Source organism: Halobacillus sp. A1-3, assembly GCF_050971765.1.
In the GTDB taxonomy this organism is placed as follows: Bacteria; Bacillota; Bacilli; order Bacillales; family Halobacillaceae; genus Halobacillus; species Halobacillus mangrovi_B.
The window spans coordinates 1-18476 of the sequence record NZ_JBPCEO010000015.1; the positions used below are offsets into that span (position 1 = coordinate 1).

Genomic DNA, 18476 nt, shown 5'->3' on the forward strand with positions numbered 1-18476 from the left:
CTTTCTCTTAAAGCGACGCTTACTAATATATCATGTGAATTCGCTATATGTCAATAACTTTTTCAATGATTTTTGTCAGCTTGATTGCTTGCCGCTCTTAAAGCGACAAATAATAATTTACCATGGTTCCGTGATTGAATCAAGGATTTTTTCATAAAAAATTAAATCCCTTTTCTACAATAGAAATAAAAAAACTCGGCCGCGTTTAAGGCCGAGTTTCTATATTGAGTATTAGTCACGATTACGCATTTGCGGGAAAAGCAACACATCTCTAATGGAAGGAGAGTCTGTCAGCAGCATGACTAGACGGTCGATCCCTATACCTAGTCCACCAGTTGGAGGCATTCCATATTCTAGAGCCTCGATGAAGTCTTCATCCATCATATGCGCTTCGTCGTTTCCTTCTTCCCGTTCTTTCAATTGCGCTTCAAATCGTTCACGCTGATCAATTGGATCATTAAGCTCAGAAAACGCGTTGGCATGTTCGCGTCCTACGATGAATAGTTCAAAGCGATCCGTAAAACGCTCATCCTCTGGATTTTTCTTCGCAAGCGGAGAAATCTCGATCGGATGTCCATAAATAAATGTAGGCTGAATAAGCTTGTCTTCTACACGCTGCTCAAAGAACTCATTTACGATATGACCAAATGTCATCGTATCTTTAATTTCAATCCCATGTTCATGAGCAAGTTCCTTAGCTTTTTCATCACTCATCTGTTCCCAGAAATCCACGCCAGTGTATTCCTTAATAGCATCAACCATGTGCAGGCGTGTCCATTCTGGCTCTAAATCAATTTCCTGTTCATTATAAATGATTTTCGTGCTTCCAAGAACATCTTTCGCAATGTGAGCAACCATATTTTCAGTCAAACTCATCACATCATGATAATCTGCGTAAGCCTCATAAAGCTCAAGCATCGTGAATTCTGGGTTATGGCGCGTAGAGATTCCTTCATTACGGAATACCCGTCCGATTTCATATACTTTTTCCATTCCACCCACGATTAAACGTTTTAGGTGCAGCTCAATAGCAATACGCATGTACAGCTGCATATCCAATGCGTTGTGGTGAGTAATGAACGGTCGTGCTGAGGCTCCACCTGGAATGCCGTGCATTAATGGCGTTTCAACCTCTAAGAAGCCCAAGTCATCCAGGTATCTTCGCATGGACTGAATAATTTTACTACGTGTGACGAACGTATCGCGGCTTCCTGGGTTTGTAATCAAATCTAAGTAACGCTGGCGGTATCGCTGCTCTACGTCTTGTAAGCCATGGAATTTCTCAGGAAGAGGGCGCAAGGATTTTGTAAGCAAGTGGAATTCACCAGCTTTCACAGATAATTCCCCTACTTTTGTTTTAAACATAACACCTGTTACCCCAACAATATCTCCAAGGTCGGCGGTTTGAAAAATCTCATAAGCCTCTTCGCCAATAGCGTCTTTTCTAATATATAATTGAATTTGTCCCGTCAAATCCTGAATGTGAGTGAAGCCAGCTTTTCCTTTTCCGCGCTTCGTCATAATTCGTCCAGCAATAGTCGCAGGGATTTGCTTCTCTTCAAGCTCCTCTTTGCTGTACTGGTCATATTTCTCTTGAAGATCTTTAGCATAATCTGTTCGTTCATATTTGCTGCCGAAAGGATCCAATCCTTGTTCGCGGTAGGAATTCATCTTCTCCCGACGCACCCGCATATGTTCGTTGAGTTCTTCTGACACTGTAATCACTCCATTCTTCATCTATTTTTAGATCGTAAACAATCCGTTTCAATAAATAAAAACTGCCAGCTCTGTACTGGCAGTATTCTAACTATGATTTAGTATAGAAAAGTCCCTCGATCGTGTCAATCTAAGTAGGGATTTAGGACACTTTCATACTCTCTTCCAGCTCATTAGCAGATTCATTAAAATATTCAGCATCGTTTCGTGCAACAATCTATATCAAACTACGGTTTAAAATTAAACCTCTCCCCATATACGCATGCTTTCCACTTCCTCTGCAGGAAGCCCTCGCAAGATTTCTTCTGCACTACGATTCATGTGAGGAAGGATTACTTCTGGAGCGAGTTCAGCTAAAGGAACCATTACAAAGGCGCGCTCATGCATATGTGGGTGAGGGATCATTAGACGCTCTGCTTTCATATTTTCGTGATTATAGAGTAAAATGTCAAGGTCTATGGTTCTTGGTCCCCATTTTACGATCCGCTCACGACCTAATTCTGCTTCTATACTCTGACAATGGTCGAGCATCTGCAAGGGCTGTAAAGATGTAGTCACTTTCACTACCATATTTAAAAAATCACTTTGATCTGTGTAACCGACAGGAGCTGTTTCATAGACCGATGATTTTTCAGTTACTTGAATTTCACTGTGTTCTTCTAACATCTCGATTGCACTTTTTAAAAAATCTTCTCTCTCTGCAATATTGGACCCGAGTGCGATGTAGGCCGTGTTCATTCGTCTCTGCTCCTGTATATTTCAATAGCAACTGATTTATAGTGACCAGGGATAGGAGGGTCCGGCTTGTACACTTTAACGAGACACGCATCAATAAGAGTAAACTGTCCAAGCAGTTCTCGAGCTAATTTCTCAGCCACAGTCTCTACTAAGTCATACGCTTCTCCTTCCACCACTTTTTTCGAAGTTTCATAAAGCGCACCATAGTCAACTGATTTTGTCATATCATCAGACTCTGCTGCAGGTTTCAGATCAAGCTCCAATTGTAAATCAACATAAAAGCGTTGACCAAGCTTGTTTTCTTCCGGAAAAAGCCCATGATATCCCCAGAATTCCATTTGATTTACATAAATTTTATCCATTCGATTCACCCTTTCCGATCATGGCATCCATCATTTTTGTCATTCGTACAATTGGTTTGACATCATGTACTCTCACAATATGCACCCCCTGGGAGATTCCATAACATACAGTGGCACCAGTACCTTCCATCCTTTCTTCCTTTGGAAGGTCTAGTGTAAGGCCGATGAATGATTTCCGTGAAGTTCCTAAAAGCAAAGGATAACCCAGCTCATGAAACTGGTGGAGATTCCGCATAACGACTAAATTATCTTGAGGAGTTTTAGCAAAACCTACGCCAGGGTCTAAAATGATGTGATCATCCCTAACTCCAGCACCTTTGGCAATCCTTATGCTATCTTTTAATTCTTGTTTCATATCATCTACTAGTGATTCGTAATTCTTCTCTTTTCTATTGTGCATCAGGATAATCGGTACCTCGAATTTTGCAGCAACCTTAGCTATTGCGGGCTCCTCTTTCGCACCCCATACATCATTGATAATAGATGCTCCAGCTTCTATAGCCTGTTTTGCTACTTCAGCTTTGTACGTGTCTATAGAGATCGGAATGTCCAATTGTTCTTTCAATGCACGTATGACAGGAACTACTCGGTTGAGTTCTTCTTCTTCCGTTACAGGCTCGTGCCCGGGACGGGTCGACTCTCCTCCGATGTCGATAATATGAGCACCATCGCGCTGCATGGCTAACGCCTGAGTGACAGCGGCATCTATCTCGTTGTACTTACCTCCGTCTGAAAAAGAATCTGGAGTAATATTTAATATTCCCATAACTAAAGACTGGGTGGACAAGTTGTATGTTTTTTTATCTGTCGTTAGAGTAAATCCCATGAAGCGTTCCCTCTTTCCGTCAAATCTTCTTCCCCTATCTTACATCATTTTAAAAATTCTATCACTCCACAGAACAAAGGGGCAACCTCACTGTTAGCCAGCAAAACGGCAGGCGGAAAGTGATTCCCCCTTACGCAGAACGGGTTACTTATACTGCTAGACGCTGGGCGCTTGAGCCCGAGCTCACTGCCCAGGACAAAAAAGTAATAATGTTATAATTTTTCACCCAACAAAAAAACTACGCCCTGACTAAAGGACGTAGTTTATGGTTTATTCTTCATCAAATTGATATAGAGGAGTGGAAAGGTAACGCTCTCCATTACTCGGTATAATCGCAACGACTTTTTTACCTTTTCCTAATTTTTTCGCAACTTGTTTAGCAACATGGATCGCTGCTCCTGAGGAGATACCTCCAAGGATACCGTCTTTTCTAGCAGCCTCACGTGCTGCAGCGAAAGAATCTTCTGTAGAAACCTGAACCACTTCATCATACACTTTTGTATTCAAGATGCCTGGAACAAAACCGGCCCCGATCCCTTGAATTTTATGCGGTCCCGGATCTCCTCCAGATAGTACTGGTGAGCCTTCAGGTTCAATGGCATAAATTTTGACATCTGGATAACGTTCTTTCAATACTTTACCTGCACCACTAATCGTACCGCCGGTTCCAATTCCAGCAACGAACGCATCTAATTGATCACCCATTTGTTCAACAATTTCAGGACCAGTGGTTTTTTCATGAATGAGAGGGTTCGCTTCATTGTTAAATTGCTGCGGCAAGTAGTATCCATGCTTATCAGAAAGCTCGGCGGCTTTCTTAATTGCACCCTTCATTCCTTCACTACCCGGTGTTAGAACTAGCTCTGCGCCATAAGCGCGCAATAGATTCCGACGTTCTTGACTCATCGTATCCGGCATAACGAGTACCGATTTGTATCCTTTAGCTGCTGCGATCATCGCCAGCCCGATTCCTGTGTTACCACTTGTCGGCTCAATGATTGTGTCGCCTTCTTTCAAATTACCCGCTTTTTCAGCTTCTTCAATCATTGATAAAGCAATACGGTCTTTTACGGAGCTCCCTGGATTCATGTATTCAAGTTTTAAGTAAATGTCTGCGCTGTCTTCATCAGCACTCCCTACAAGCTTAACCATAGGGGTTTGACCAACTAATTCACTAACATTATTTGCTATTCTCATTTTCTCACTCCTAAAACCAAGTATTTTAATAGGATTTTCATCTAATGTACTTGACTTGCCTTCTGTTGTCAAACATTTCAGTAAATTGACCATCATCTAAGTGAATATAGAAAAGGCGAAACAAACCCTCTTTTAAATTGAAAGATTTGTTTCGCCTTTTATTATATCATCGAACCTATACCCATATGCTATTCTGCAGCATTTGATTGCAGTTCTTTTAATTGTTCAACATCAAACTGATAATCTTCGTTACAGAAATGACATTTCGCTTCTGCCCCTTGATCCTCATCAATCATACGCTGTATCTCATCGTCACCAAGACTTGAGATGGCGACTTCTACTCGTTCGCGTGAACAGTGACACTTGAATTGAACAGGCATGGAATCCAGAATTTGAACATTTTCTTTTCCTAATACAGTGTGCAGGATTTCTTCTGGGGTTTTACCATCACGAACCAAGCTTGAGATGGCTGGCATTTCTGTTAATCTCTTCTCAATTTGGCTTGTAGTCTCCTCATCCGCTCCAGGCATCATCTGAACGATAAATCCACCAGAAGCAAGAATAGAATAATCCGTATCAACAAGTACCCCCGCTCCTACAGCCGAAGGAACTTGTTCAGAGTTAGCAAAATAATATGTGAAGTCTTCACTAATTTCCCCGGAAATAAGCGGCACTTGGCCTGTGAAGTGATCTTTCATACCAAGGTCTTTGACGACACTTAGTGTACCACTGGTCCCTACGGCACGAGCAACATCGAGCTTGCCTTGATCATTTAAATCGAAATCAACATGAGGGTTCTTAACATAACCGCGAACTTCACCTCTAGAGTTTGCATCAGCGATAATAGCCCCGGCCGGTCCATCTCCTTCAACTTTTAGAGTGATTTTATCGTCACCCTTTAACATTGCTCCCATCATGGCACTAATTGTAAGGGTACGACCAAGAGCTGCAGAAGTTGTAGCCCATGTATCTTGTCTGCGGCGTGCTTCTTCTACCGTATCTGTCGATTGGACAGCATATGCACGTACTTGTCCGTCAAAAGCCATCGCACGTACTAAATAATCTGCCATTCTAAATCATTCTCCTTTATAAGCTTTTTTCTCTTTGTTGCGTTGATATATTTTATGAAGCCCTTTAAGTGTGAGGTAAGGATCAACATGCTCAATTGTATTGGACTCACCCGCAATCAATGACGCCAGCCCTCCTGTAGCAATAACCGTAGGGGTTTGATCTGCTGTGGCCTTCATTCGGCGAACCACTTCATCAACTTGACCAACGTACCCGTAAAAGACACCCGATTGCATGGCTTCGACCGTACTTTGTCCAACGACATTCTCCGGGCCCTTGATTTCAATTTTCGGAAGCTTAGCTGCCTTTGCATATAGGGCTTCCATAGAGATGTTGATACCAGGAGCAATAGCCCCTCCTACATACTCTCCGTTTTCGTTGATATAACAATACGTTGTGGCTGTACCAAAATCAATGATTACCAGCGGCAGCTTGTATTCATCAATCGCTCCTACTGCATTTACAATCCGGTCTGCACCAATTTCATCGGGATTTGGGTATTTCATTGCCAGGCCGTGATCTACCTCTCTAGCTCCAATAATCATCGGCTGCTTTTTAAAATAATAACGAGACATTCGCTCGAGCGCAAACATAATGGGAGGAACCACCGATGATATGATGACTCCATCCATATCTTCAAACCTTAAACCTTCATGATCAAATAAAGATTTGATCAGCATACCAAATTCATCTTCTGTTTTATGTCGGTCTGTTTTTATTCTCCACTGGTATTGTAAAGAGTCTTTATCAAAAACACCTAGTACAGTGTTGGTATTTCCCACGTCAAGAACAAAATTCATATTTCTTGCCTCCCGCGTCATTTCCTTCGGCTACCATCATACCATATTCTGCCCAATAAACGCTTTAGAGTGATTTCAATCCTTTCGTAAATAACGGAAGAAAAGCCACACCGCCTATTGACGGTGTGGCTTTTATACTTATTATTAAGAACGGCGATCCTCAGAATCATCATCGTCTTTTGACGTTTCATTGCTCTCTTCGGTATCTACAGAAGTTTGTGCATCCTTCTGTTCAGATTCATCCGCTTGTTCTTCTTTTGATTTTACGTTCACCCTTACATCCTCATCCGTTGAAGATGTATTATTCTTGATTTTTGCATTGTGCTCACGAGCAAGCTCTTCTAATTCCTCATCTGTCGGAAGACGACCTTTGTCAAACAGGGAGCGAATTTGAGTCGCATCGAGAGTTTCAACATCAAGCAAGGTTTTCGCAATGAGTTCTAACTTATCTTTGTTATCTGTAAGGATCGTTTTCGCACGATCGTAACAGTAGTTGATGAAGTTTTGAACTTCTTGATCGATTTCGTAAGCGATTTGATCACTGTAATTTTGTTCATTCTGGATATCGCGTCCAAGGAATACTTGTCCGCCAGAATTAGAACCGAATTGAAGTGGTCCGAGTTTTTCACTCATTCCATACTCTGTAACCATCTTACGAGCGATGCTTGTTGCACGCTGGAAGTCGTTATGAGCACCAGTGCTCACTTCACCAAACATAATTTCTTCAGCGACACGACCGCCAAGTAGACCTGTGATTTTATCAAACAGTTCAGGCTTCGTCATGAAGTAGCGATCTTCTTTTGGAAGCATGACCGCATAACCACCTGCTTGTCCACGAGGAACAATCGTTACTTTGTGAACCATATCGGCATCATCCAGTACCATACCAATAACGGTGTGGCCACTTTCGTGATGGGCAACGATATTACGTTCTTTCTTGGAAATGACACGACTCTTCTTAGCTGGACCAGCGATGACACGATCGATCGCTTCATCGACGTGCTCCATTGCTACTTTGGTCGCGTCTGCACGGGCAGCAACAAGCGCTGCTTCGTTCAGCAAGTTTTCCAAGTCTGCACCTGAGAAGCCAGGTGTACGGAGTGCGATTGTTTTCAAATCAACATTTTCAGCTAACGGTTTGTTTTTAGCGTGTACAGCAAGAACTGCTTCACGGCCTTTCACATCTGGGCGATCAACCGTGATTTGACGGTCAAAACGTCCAGGACGAAGAAGGGCTGGGTCTAGAATATCCGGGCGGTTGGTTGCTGCAATAATAATGATTCCTTCATTGACACCAAACCCGTCCATTTCAACTAGCAATTGGTTCAACGTTTGTTCACGTTCATCGTGTCCTCCGCCGAGTCCAGCTCCACGCTGACGACCTACCGCATCAATCTCATCAATGAAAATGATGCCTGGGGCGTTCTTTTTCGCGTTTTCAAACAAGTCACGCACACGGGAAGCACCGACACCGACAAACATTTCAACGAAGTCAGAACCACTGATTGAGAAGAATGGTACGCCAGCTTCACCGGCTACGGCACGAGCAAGTAATGTTTTACCTGTACCTGGAGGTCCCACTAACAGGACACCTTTTGGTATACGCGCCCCTACAGCAGAGAATTTGCGAGGGTCTTTCAAGAAATCGACAACCTCAACAAGTTCTTGTTTCTCTTCATCTGCTCCGGCTACGTCTTTGAAACGAACCTTTTTCTTCTCTTCCGTGTACATCTTCGCCTTACTCTTACCAAAGTTCATGACACGGCTTCCGCCGCCTTGAGCCTGGTTAAGCAAGAAGAAGAATAAGATGAATATAATTACGAACGGAATAATGGATGTAAGAAATGTCACCCATGCGCTCGGCTGTTCTTCTTCTTCAACGTTTAAGATACTCTGTTCCTGACCAGTCTCGGTGACGTTCGCAATGACTTCATCATTGGATGGAAGCTTAGCAGTAAACGTCCCTTCACCCTCCTGACTATCAGCAAGCTGTCCGGTGACACGGATCACCCCATTGACAGGCTGTATCGTCATTTCTTCGATTTGACCGTTGTTTAGTTTATTGTAAAACTCGTTAACATTTAGTTCTGTTTGTGGCTCACCTTGACCTCTAAATAGACCGACGACGCCGATAACTACGAGGAAGATAAGTAAATAAAAAATAGTATTACGAAATATCCGGTTCATTGCCTACCTCCTCCCAAGCGAGAAAACTATAGTAAATCGTACCATAACAAAAACTGACGAGACAACTAATTAACCTTAAAAAATGAACATTGAAAGCTAAGGTATGAGAGCGTTTCATTATCCACCGTAAACTTCTGGTTTCAGAACCCCAATGTATGGCAGGTTACGATACTTTTCTTCGTAATCCAATCCATATCCTACAACAAATTCGTCCGGAACTTCAAAGCCGATGGTATCTGCTTTGATATTTGCACTACGGCCCGCAGGTTTATCCAAAAGGGTTACGATTTTGATGGACTTTGCTTTACGATATTTGAACAAGTCAACTAAATAACTAAGTGTCAGTCCGCTATCAATGATGTCTTCAATTATTAAAATGTCACGACCTTCGACTTTTGTATCAAGGTCTTTAACAATTTTAACTTCTCCAGAGGATTTCATACCTCCGTGATAGCTTGAAACGTCCATAAAATCCATTTCCAAATGCGTTTCTACCCTTTTCAGAAGATCTGCCATAAAAGGAGTGGCCCCTTTCAGCACTCCAATCGCTAACGGAAAGCGCCCTTGATACTCTTCCGTCAACTGAGCACCGATCTCCTTACACTTTTCCTGGATTTCTTCCTCAGAAATCAAGACCTTTTCAATTTCGTTATGCATGTTTGCTCCTCCTACGTCTCTGCATTATTTTCATATTTTATCCGAAGCCATGTACCTGAGGAATTCCTCGTACATTCTCCACCTTTTTTTAAACCTACAAGCCAGAGGATTTCACCGTTACGATCTGTAACTAGTGGCCATGTGTCACGAAGTTCTGCAGGGATCTTTTGGTCAATAAAAATATCTTTTACCTTTTTCGACCCGTTCATTCCCCGCAGTCGCATTCGGTCTCCATTTCGTCTCGAACGTACGATGAGAGGTAATGTTACGTGATGGGAATCACAAATAAACACGTACCTTCCCTCTTCACTATGCTTATCAATCCGTTCTGCAATCAATTGGGAACCGTCAGCAAGCTCTACTTTCTCTCCTAAAGGAAGGAGCAAATGGAAAGCTTCTTTTTCGTCTTTCCCTTTGAAAGAAATCGTGACATCCTCATAAGCCCGGACCGCTTTTAACCCCCGGGGCAAATCTATCTCCGCATTCGGTTTATGATCATATAAAAGGCTCAAAAACATTTCCTCATGCAAATAGGAAATATCTTCTGTTTGATTTACGTACAGATAGTTCAATATTAGATGAAAGGCACTTCTTTGTAAAGCAAGCGGGAATGTTTTGAAATCTTCAATAGAAAATTGTACGAATTTATCCATATTTGAAGAAAATTGTACCTTTTCCAAAACTTTTTCCGCCTGTTCCTTTATGTATGAATGGTCTTCCCTCATCCTCTCACTCATTGACTGCATGTGGATATTTAACTTCGGATTTTGTTCTTTTAAGAAGGGCAAAACATGTTTTCTGAAAGCATTTCGAGTATAGTCTGTATCTTCATTGGATGCGTCGATTCTTGGTTCGATGTGATGTTTAGTAATATACTGGCCGATCTGATCTTTAGACAGACACAAAAATGGACGGATGATTTTTCCTTTTCCAAAAGGTCTTTGAACAGGAATCCCCTGAAGTGCTTCAGGTCGAGCACCGCGAGTCAATTGCATGATCATCGTTTCCGCCTGATCATCTCCATGATGCCCAGTAGCCAATCCATCTGCTTTTTCCTCGTTCATGACTTTCTTAAAAAATTGATACCTCAAATGACGAGCAGCCTCTTGTGTGCCCATTCCCGTCTGCTTCTTATACGATTGGACATCTACAGAAGTACCGACAAATTCCACCTGCCACTCTTCGCACATTTGTTTTACATAAGAAAAGTCTTCAGCTGATTCCTCCCCTCGAAGCCTGTGATCGACCGAAACCGCCACGATCCGTAAATGCCATGAGTCTCTCAGCGAACTCAAAAAATGAAGAAGAGCAATAGAGTCCGGCCCTCCTGACACCGCAACGAGAATGGTTTGGTGAGGGTGAATAAGCTGATGTCTTCTAATGAACGAATGGACAGTCTGATCCATCAATGGTCACTCCTGTTTTGGCTAAATCTACCTGCTGTTACTATCTCTTATCGTATCACTCTTCATCGGTTCTGCAAAAGAATACACTTACATCCAGAAACTTAAAATAGAAATCCCTAAAAATAATGTGGTACTTATCGAGAAAACCAGCAGTTCCTTATTCTCCGACCCATGTTCCCGTCTTCTTTGCCTGCGTGAATTTGAGATGGATTTCTGTTTTTTCATCAGAATTTCAGACAACGCGAGTTTCATATCCGAAGCAGTATGATACTTTCCCTTCCAGCATTGCAAGATCAAACGCTGGTAAGGACGAAGAGCAGAAGAAGAAGCTAGTTTTGACTCCAGAGTTTTCTTTGGATTGCCCGCTTTTTCAAAGCGCTTTGGATAAGCCATTTCAAGCATAATCATCGTAACAGCGAACAAATCATAAGTCGGTTCTGCTTTCCGAGTTCCCATTCCCCAATAACCTCTGTCATAAAACTCGGTATACTCCTTGATCGCCCTGCCGATTTGCGTAACACCTCCGACATCAATCCAGCGAACAAGCGAATCGGACATAAGCAAGTTATCCGTTTTTAAATCACCGAAAACGTAGCCAGCCTTATGAAGGTGCTCCAATTGACTCAACAATTGAATAGCACAGATCCCTATCCATTCCTTTGATTTTCCATTTAGAAAAGTGCTAAGAGATTCACCTTCAACATATTCCATCACGTAAAAAGGGTACGTTTTCATTGAATTCCCTGCCCAGTCATCGACATCAACGAAAGAAGGCCCAAGTTTGACCCCTTGGACCTTACCGAATTTTTTGAGCATATTTACTTCAAGCATAAGGCGTGAACTATCCGTACCCAGCTTGAGGGCATACGTATCCCCCTGCTCTGAACGGCACAAAAAAACCGTGCCGCAAGCCCCTGAACCGAGTACCCGAATGATGGTGTAGGCGTTCCCATTCCATTTTCCACGCAAACTAGTGCCTGGACGCAAATTAAAATCCGGTTTCTTCATAAGGATCTACTCCATCTTGCATACTTTGAAACATCGGTTTTTCTGTAAATGCATACAGCGCTTCTTTCAAAGCAGGCCCAGTCGGAGTGTACCCTCCACTCAATAGTTTCGAAAAGATCCCGTTGATTTCACCTAATTCAGGCGTCCAATCCACCATTTTTCTGATCGTTTTCTTCTGATCTGGGAATGTATACACACTAAATTGATTGGAACCCGTTCTCGCATTTAAACTTAGAGAGAGATCATATAAGGCTTCTTTGACCGTCGGAAGTTTGTGATGCATGCTTGCACTTGTATCCACGAGTACAAGTACTTCAAGATCACAACGTTCCCCTAAATCATCGACAACCTCGACCACTTCCCCTCGTTTCTCAGGTGGAAGCTCCTCAATGGTCTGATCTTTCCCTAAGATTTCTTGTAATTCTTTATTGACGACTCCTTGAATCGTTTGAGTCATCGCCTGTCTTGTCACCATTTGCACAGTTTGAGACAAGCTTTTTTGGTAGACGATTTGACTGACGCCTCCCCCTGCCTCGGCAATCGATTCGACTTCATCAAGCCCCTGTGGCTTGCCTTGCTGCCGATCATCAAGGACGCCAATCACATTCACCGTAATCCCCTGATTTCTTGCGAGAGCTGCTACAGCGATAGGGTCCTCTCCATGATTCGAGCACCCATCAGTTAACAAAAGAATTTGCTTTAGTCGGCCTGGTTTCATAATGGTGATCCCTCCTGTTTCATTGTCACCATCATCGCCGAAAAGGAGGAATTTTATACTCACCTTCAGGCCTGTTTTTTCTGTGTGGGAATGGATTTCCACTCCGGCATGTAGCGGTCGATTCTTGCGACGAGGATCGTCATATCATCGTGAATTGAACCAGCCTGGGTGCGTATGACCTCTTCTAAAAGAAGGTCAGCAATCACCTGCGGATCATCAGTCGTAACCTCCCTTATTTTCCTCTTGATCCACATTTCCACGTTCTCCACGTATTTTGGCCCTTCCAAAATTCCATCGCTCATCATGATTAGAAGGTCGCCTTCCTCGAGTTGTTCACTAGTCATATCGACATCTACTTCCGGAATGATGCCCATAGGCAGGTTCCCTGACTCTACGGTAAAAATTTGATCTCCTCTCTTTATAAAGCTTGGCGTGCTGCCAACTTTAATGAATTTAGATGTTGCTTGATGTAAATCAATAACAGCCAAATCGAGCGTTGAAAAAATTTCATCGTTCGTACGTAAGGAAAGAATCGAATTGATGGACTGGATGGCGACGGACTCCTGTATTCCTGACTGTAAAATTTGTTTTAGCAGTCTTAGAGTTTCCATACTCTCCTCGTGAGCTCTTTCCCCATTCCCCATTCCATCACTGATTGCAAGGGCATACTTACCTCTTCCCAATTCCATCATTGTAAAGCTATCTCCGGATACAATCCCTCCCCCTTTAGCCGCATGAGCTACTCCCGTTTCGATGGAATAATGCTTTGCTGATCCGAAATTTAAATAACACCGCCCGCTCGGATAAGGAGAAATTTCTTCCATTGTTACAACAATTGTTTCTCCTAAGATATCAGAAAGCACAGGAGCAATTATTTTTGCTCCTTCTCCGCGGTAATTTTCGATTTCCACAATGAGTTCCATATCAATGTTCCCGGCATCTAAAGAATAGATTTCTAGTTTCTGAATAATCATCCCCATTCTTTCTAACGCATTATAGATAACTTGCTCTTTTTTCTCATGGTGCTCCCGTTCTTTAACGATTTCCTGTGCAAAATTGCTCATGACCTCAGAAACTCCTTGAAGTTGTTCCGCTACGAACCTGCGACTCTCCAACACTTGTTTTTTCAATTGTTTATTCGCATGGTAGAAGGACAACTCATATTTCATCGTGTCAATTAATTTTTGCGATTTTACACAGTGTTGATCTACAGCTTTACGTACAACCCGATTCGGTTCCCCCTTCTCATCCAGCTCGTGCATCAGTTCCGTCATCATGTCATGGGTCTGATCGAACATGTTGACCCAGCACTTCTCCTTCTTAAAACAGGATTGGCACGTTTTCTCCGTAACATGACTGAGGAAGTAGTCTACCTCTTCCTTTTCTTCTACATCTGCAGGCGGACGCTCTAAATAATTGAAACTTTTGGATAAAGCTTGAAACACATCGGAAAACTTCCCCACTCTGACAGCAGTAACATCGCGGACCTTTTGTAAATATTTTTGTTGTTCAGAATGATGTTCATCGGTCCCTGGGACAAACCGTGATAGTTGGCTAATCCACGAATTTGGAGTAAACACAAAGAAGAGGACTGCCCATGCCGTTGCCCAAAGGGATGAGGGTAAATTGGCCCCATTACTGACATAAAACCCGATCAATAATGTCCCCACTACGAGCCCGGCGCTCACTCCTGCCTTCTTTCCTTCTTTTAATAAACCGCCTAATAAGCCTGAAAATGCGAGCAGGCTCATTTGATAGACGTGATCCATATTCGAAAGGCTCAGCACTAGTCCTGTCACGACTCCCACGGTTGAACCAATAGCTGCTCCTGCAGTAAAAGCAAGCAGGATAACAAGGTAACGCGAAAAAACATCAACAACAGCCACACCTTGAATTTCCCAGCCGATCAAGCCGGTTAACACTGAGGCGAGTAATATGATTAAGCAGACGATCTCCTCATTTTTCAACGTTGGTTGATATCTTTGGGGTGTTAATAAAGGAAGACTCTGCATAAAGATAAGTACAAGGATAAAACTAAGTACCCCTTCCGCGACCATCAGGGTAAGTTCGTAGAGCTGCCAACGGTCGAGCAGTGCCAGACTGATCATACGTGGAACGACACTGGCCATCAGCGCGAGCATCGGCAGCCATCTCTGGAGGTGACTTATTTTGTACAGCCCCAGAGTTAAGAGCAAAAAAGTCGCCGACGCTCCTGCAATAAAACCCGCATGGCCGTAACTGTATGTAGACGCCCCTGCGGCCATCATAATAGTTACTGGTATGACAAGAGGACGCTTTAGCCACCAGATCACGGCCAGGAAAGCCACACCGAATGGAGCCATAGATGATAGAATAATAGCTCTTCCCAATAATAGGGCCAGGACCATATGGAAGACCCCTTTGTTTGACATGAAAGTAAATAATCCTAATGATGCCTTTTTCAATCCTCTGCTGACGTTAGACTGCTTTAACGTGTTCTGGCGATCTTCTCGTTTCGTCATCGTACCTAACATTTATTAATCACACTCCTTTGTTATGGATTCTATTAAATCACATGGTAGACAAGCATTTTGTCAAAACAACAGGAGAGCAGAAACAAAAACTTCGATGCTTTTTTCAACAACTGCATCCGTTTCTACAAATTATCCCTCCCCAACCTTCGAGAGTATCCAAAAACCTCCTTCTTTCCCTAGCGAAATATACATACAATTCTGATATTTTTATTTTGTATTGACACTTTTTTTATAATGGTTTACTATATTCCTTGTGACTTTGAAAAAAACATTCTTTCACATGGCGGTGTAGCTCAGCTGGCTAGAGCGTACGGTTCATACCCGTGAGGTCGGGGGTTCGATCCCCTCCGCCGCTACCATTTTCATCACATACATACTAGGCCCGTTGGTCAAGTGGTTAAGACACCGCCCTTTCACGGCGGTAACACGGGTTCGAATCCCGTACGGGTCATCGAAAACATTCTTGTCCAAAAAAACTCCGCATTCTCGAATTCGAGAATGCGGAGTTTTTTATTATTTATCACCCTGATTAATAGAAAACATCAAATTGATCCCAAACGGTTTCGAGTCTACCTAACTTTTCATCAAATTCGTTTTTCCTTTCCTTCGCTGTATAAATCACGAGGGCATTGATCAAACTCAAGGGAGCCACAAATGAATCAATGAAAGCAGGCATTTGACTTTCTGCTGTCAGGGTAACATCCGCATATTGAATGAGCGGGGATAACAGACCATCAGTCAAAGCAAGCGTCATCGTACCTTTCTCTTTTGCGTAGGAAAAGATGTCGACTGTACTTCTTGTGTAGCGTGTAAAACTGATTCCTATGACAAGATCCTCTTCACGTAAATCATAAAGCAAGTCTGAATCTTTCTCGATCGAATCAAGCATTACAACGTGGTCCAGTATTTTTTCCAAGTAATAGTGCATGAAAAGACCTAAGGCTGCTGCACTGCGATTGACAACGATGTACACCCTTTTTGCCTGCAATAAATACTGGATCGCTCTACGGAAATCTTCTACATTTAAATTCTTCATCGTCTGCTGGATGTTTTCAATATCCCCACTTAGCACATGAGGAATGTCTTGATCTCCTTCCCCATACACCTCATTAGACATTTGCAGCCTTTCCGCTGTGGTTAATTGCTGCTGAACAGATGATTGAATGTGTTCCTGAAACTCAGGATATCCTGAAAAACCTAAAAATACAGCGAATCGCACAACCGTCGCATCACTGACATTCACAAGCTTCGCTAACTTACTCACATTTAAAAATGGCACTTCGTTCGGTTTCTTGAGAATATATTGAGCAATTTTTTTGTGCGACTTACTCATCTCCGGCATTTTTTCGTAAATAATCTTGTACACATTTATATCCATGTCAAACCTCTTTCTTTCCTCAATCTACCCTTAAGCTTAACATGTTTCTTATTTAGAAGGTTTACCATCTATTTCAGGCGGTTTAGTACTGTTCTTATCGCCTGTTCATGTGCTTCTACAGTTCGAGCAATGTCTTTCTCTGTATGTGCCGTAGACAAGGAATAACGATTAAGTGGCTTCGTGTAGACACCAAGCTTCAACAATTCATAATCGATCTCTTTTCTTAGTGATGAATCAGCTTTAGCCATATCTCGATAATTCTTAATTTCTCCTTGTGCCAAAATGATATTGAAAATGCTTCCCTGACCAACCGTCTGCATCGATATACCATACCGTCTGTATAAGTCTTCAAGTTGGTTTCTAAGCGATTTCGTCATAGCAATAAGATCATCCATTGTATCTTCACTTTCAAGTAGTTCAATTGTAGCAAGCCCAGCTGCTAACACAGTTGGATGGCCATTGTACGTCCCACTATGAAACAAAGCGTGATGTTTATATTGGTTTTCAGCTCCAGCTGTCAAAATATCCTTACCGCCATCTGGCGCAAGAATTCCCATAATTTTTTTTGAACCGCCAATCGCCCCTACAGGGAAACCTCCTCCAAGCACTTTTCCTAGCGCTGTAAGGTCTGGTTCAACTCCATAAACCGCTTGGGCTCCTCCTAAAGATAAGCGGAATCCTGTTTTCACTTCATCTAAGATGAGCAGAATACCAAGTTCCTCTGTTAAAGACCGTAGACTCTTCATAAACTCTTCTTCTGCAGGGATGAAACCACCCTGGACAGGTTCCATGATGATGGCAGATATTTGTTCTGAGTTTGCACGTAAAATTTTTTCCGTTGATGGGAAATCATTAAACGGAAGAATGATCGTATTTTCTTGATAATATTCCGGTAACCCCAGTGATTCTGGAACAGGGTTCGGCTTTACAGTCTCTCCTGCTTTTTCATGATCTGGATTCACACTGAGTAAAACCTGGTCATATCCACCGTGATAATGACCTTCAAATTTAGCAATTTTTGATTTACCTGTATAAGCCTTTGCAACTCTAAGGGCAAGTAAAGTAGCCTCTAAGCCTGAGTTCGTATATCTGACCATTTCCATTCCTGGATAAAGTGATATTAATTTTTCAGCCATTGTAGTCTCTAATTTGTGAGGTGTACCGAAAATCGTCGTACCAGCTTCTTGCATTTGCTTCATTACGGCTTCATATACGGCTTTATGTCCATGCCCATGAATCAAGGCCCCATAGGATAGAAGATAATCAATGTACTCGTTCTGATCGACATCATATAACTTACTTCCTTCTGCCTTCTCCATAACAATTGGATGGGGGTCGATATATTTAATATTCGCTGTGACCCCGCCTGGAATAACCTCTTTCGCTTTATCAAATAGTTCTGCTGATTTCTTCATCTTTTCGTCTAGTGGATGTAACTCTGTAGGCTTCAAGAATAGAACCTCCATGATTATCAATATTTATTTCAAAAATAATATAACATGAAATAAATATTTCATAAATAGATAACTATTATTAGCATTAATCTACCGTCAGATAAGTCTCCCATCCCTGAAGACTCAGTTTCAAGATGACTATTCACTGTGGGGAGATTGTTTCCGTTTTCTAGCACCAGGAAAGGCGAGAGGGGAAATAGTTCGCTTTCCGAGGGGATGACGGCAAGCCTCCTCGATCGCTATGTGAAGTGAGCGAGGAGGCTCGGTCGTTCCCCCACAGGAAAGGGAGTTATTTTCCAGCCATCCCGAACACTTTTACAAATAAAAGCCCATGATACCTCGGAATCAAATCTTTCAGAATACTGCTATATAAGTGAACAAGTCCTTTTAAGCACTACATGTGAAAGATTGACTGTAAATAAAAAAGAGCAGGTCCATATGGTATGGA

Annotated in this window: 15 protein-coding genes and 2 tRNA genes; 2 read left to right on the forward strand and 15 right to left on the reverse strand. The window is 42.4% G+C overall.

Translation table 11 applies throughout. The features are described 5' to 3' along the window. Positions 1-231: 231 nt before the first annotated feature. The 13 genes from lysS to spoIIE form a co-directional block, all read right to left on the reverse strand. The gene (lysS, locus tag ACRYKC_RS19610) at positions 232-1716 is read right to left on the reverse strand and encodes a lysine--tRNA ligase (RefSeq protein ID WP_433809576.1); all 1485 of its coding nucleotides are present in this window, start codon (positions 1714-1716) and stop codon (positions 232-234) included. A 240-nt stretch (positions 1717-1956) separates the two neighbouring features. Continuing rightward, positions 1957-2454, reverse strand: a complete 498-nt coding sequence (folK, locus tag ACRYKC_RS19615; RefSeq protein ID WP_433809494.1) for a 2-amino-4-hydroxy-6-hydroxymethyldihydropteridine diphosphokinase — start codon at positions 2452-2454, stop codon at positions 1957-1959. After that, positions 2451-2816 (reverse strand): dihydroneopterin aldolase, encoded by a 366-nt coding sequence (folB, locus tag ACRYKC_RS19620; protein ID WP_433809496.1) that lies wholly within the window; start codon positions 2814-2816, stop codon positions 2451-2453. Before folB ends, folK begins: the two co-directional genes overlap by 4 nt. After that, complete coding sequence (gene folP / locus ACRYKC_RS19625) at positions 2809-3642, reverse strand: dihydropteroate synthase (RefSeq protein ID WP_433809498.1); 834 nt, start codon at positions 3640-3642, stop codon at positions 2809-2811. Before folP ends, folB begins: the two co-directional genes overlap by 8 nt. Before the next feature lie 270 nt (positions 3643-3912). Beyond that, positions 3913-4839 carry a cysteine synthase A gene (gene cysK / locus ACRYKC_RS19630; RefSeq protein WP_433809500.1) on the reverse strand — a complete coding sequence of 309 codons (927 nt, stop codon included), beginning with the start codon at positions 4837-4839 and terminating at the stop codon, positions 3913-3915. A gap of 188 nt (positions 4840-5027) precedes the next feature. Beyond that, the gene (hslO, locus tag ACRYKC_RS19635) at positions 5028-5909 is read right to left on the reverse strand and encodes an Hsp33 family molecular chaperone HslO (RefSeq protein WP_433809502.1); all 882 of its coding nucleotides are present in this window, start codon (positions 5907-5909) and stop codon (positions 5028-5030) included. Positions 5910-5915: 6 nt separating this feature from the next. Then, entirely contained in the window at positions 5916-6707 is a 792-nt protein-coding gene (locus ACRYKC_RS19640) for a type III pantothenate kinase (protein WP_433809504.1), read from the reverse strand. 144 nt (positions 6708-6851) lie between these two features. Continuing rightward, the gene (gene ftsH, locus ACRYKC_RS19645) at positions 6852-8894 is read right to left on the reverse strand and encodes an ATP-dependent zinc metalloprotease FtsH (protein ID WP_433809506.1); all 2043 of its coding nucleotides are present in this window, start codon (positions 8892-8894) and stop codon (positions 6852-6854) included. A 117-nt stretch (positions 8895-9011) separates the two neighbouring features. Further along, positions 9012-9551, reverse strand: coding sequence for a hypoxanthine phosphoribosyltransferase (gene hpt, locus ACRYKC_RS19650; protein ID WP_433809508.1), 540 nt, complete (start codon positions 9549-9551; stop codon positions 9012-9014). 11 nt (positions 9552-9562) lie between these two features. Continuing rightward, complete coding sequence (tilS, locus tag ACRYKC_RS19655) at positions 9563-10957, reverse strand: tRNA lysidine(34) synthetase TilS (RefSeq protein WP_433809510.1); 1395 nt, start codon at positions 10955-10957, stop codon at positions 9563-9565. A gap of 87 nt (positions 10958-11044) precedes the next feature. After that, positions 11045-11965 (reverse strand): serine/threonine protein kinase, encoded by a 921-nt coding sequence (locus ACRYKC_RS19660; protein WP_433809512.1) that lies wholly within the window; start codon positions 11963-11965, stop codon positions 11045-11047. Continuing rightward, complete coding sequence (locus ACRYKC_RS19665) at positions 11946-12683, reverse strand: vWA domain-containing protein (RefSeq protein ID WP_433809578.1); 738 nt, start codon at positions 12681-12683, stop codon at positions 11946-11948. Before ACRYKC_RS19665 ends, ACRYKC_RS19660 begins: the two co-directional genes overlap by 20 nt. 65 nt (positions 12684-12748) lie before the next feature. Continuing rightward, complete coding sequence (gene spoIIE / locus ACRYKC_RS19670; RefSeq protein ID WP_433809514.1) at positions 12749-15196, reverse strand: stage II sporulation protein E; 2448 nt, start codon at positions 15194-15196, stop codon at positions 12749-12751. A 282-nt stretch (positions 15197-15478) separates the two neighbouring features. On the opposite strand from spoIIE, the gene ACRYKC_RS19675 reads away from it, so the two are divergent. After that, positions 15479-15555: transfer RNA gene (locus ACRYKC_RS19675), tRNA-Met, on the forward strand. Positions 15556-15575: 20 nt separating this feature from the next. After that, a tRNA-Glu gene (locus ACRYKC_RS19680) sits at positions 15576-15647 on the forward strand. Positions 15648-15725: 78 nt separating this feature from the next. Here ACRYKC_RS19680 and ACRYKC_RS19685 read toward each other — a convergent pair. Further along, positions 15726-16574 (reverse strand): MurR/RpiR family transcriptional regulator, encoded by an 849-nt coding sequence (locus ACRYKC_RS19685; RefSeq protein WP_433809516.1) that lies wholly within the window; start codon positions 16572-16574, stop codon positions 15726-15728. A gap of 68 nt (positions 16575-16642) precedes the next feature. Next, the gene (locus ACRYKC_RS19690; RefSeq protein WP_433809580.1) at positions 16643-17989 is read right to left on the reverse strand and encodes an aspartate aminotransferase family protein; all 1347 of its coding nucleotides are present in this window, start codon (positions 17987-17989) and stop codon (positions 16643-16645) included. Positions 17990-18476 lie beyond the last annotated feature (487 nt).

Coding starts and splice junctions, on each gene's coding strand:
- folK (WP_433809494.1), bottom strand. CDS start 2,454: ATGAACACGGCCTACATCGCACTCGGGTCCAATATTGCAGAGAGAGAA.
- folB (WP_433809496.1), bottom strand. CDS start 2,816: ATGGATAAAATTTATGTAAATCAAATGGAATTCTGGGGATATCATGGG.
- folP (WP_433809498.1), bottom strand. CDS start 3,642: ATGGGATTTACTCTAACGACAGATAAAAAAACATACAACTTGTCCACC.
- cysK (WP_433809500.1), bottom strand. CDS start 4,839: ATGAGAATAGCAAATAATGTTAGTGAATTAGTTGGTCAAACCCCTATG.
- hslO (WP_433809502.1), bottom strand. CDS start 5,909: ATGGCAGATTATTTAGTACGTGCGATGGCTTTTGACGGACAAGTACGT.
- ACRYKC_RS19640 (WP_433809504.1), bottom strand. CDS start 6,707: ATGAATTTTGTTCTTGACGTGGGAAATACCAACACTGTACTAGGTGTT.
- ftsH (WP_433809506.1), bottom strand. CDS start 8,894: ATGAACCGGATATTTCGTAATACTATTTTTTATTTACTTATCTTCCTC.
- hpt (WP_433809508.1), bottom strand. CDS start 9,551: ATGCATAACGAAATTGAAAAGGTCTTGATTTCTGAGGAAGAAATCCAG.
- tilS (WP_433809510.1), bottom strand. CDS start 10,957: ATGGATCAGACTGTCCATTCGTTCATTAGAAGACATCAGCTTATTCAC.
- ACRYKC_RS19660 (WP_433809512.1), bottom strand. CDS start 11,965: ATGAAGAAACCGGATTTTAATTTGCGTCCAGGCACTAGTTTGCGTGGA.
- ACRYKC_RS19665 (WP_433809578.1), bottom strand. CDS start 12,683: ATGAAACCAGGCCGACTAAAGCAAATTCTTTTGTTAACTGATGGGTGC.
- spoIIE (WP_433809514.1), bottom strand. CDS start 15,196: ATGTTAGGTACGATGACGAAACGAGAAGATCGCCAGAACACGTTAAAG.
- ACRYKC_RS19685 (WP_433809516.1), bottom strand. CDS start 16,574: ATGGATATAAATGTGTACAAGATTATTTACGAAAAAATGCCGGAGATG.
- ACRYKC_RS19690 (WP_433809580.1), bottom strand. CDS start 17,989: ATGAAGAAATCAGCAGAACTATTTGATAAAGCGAAAGAGGTTATTCCA.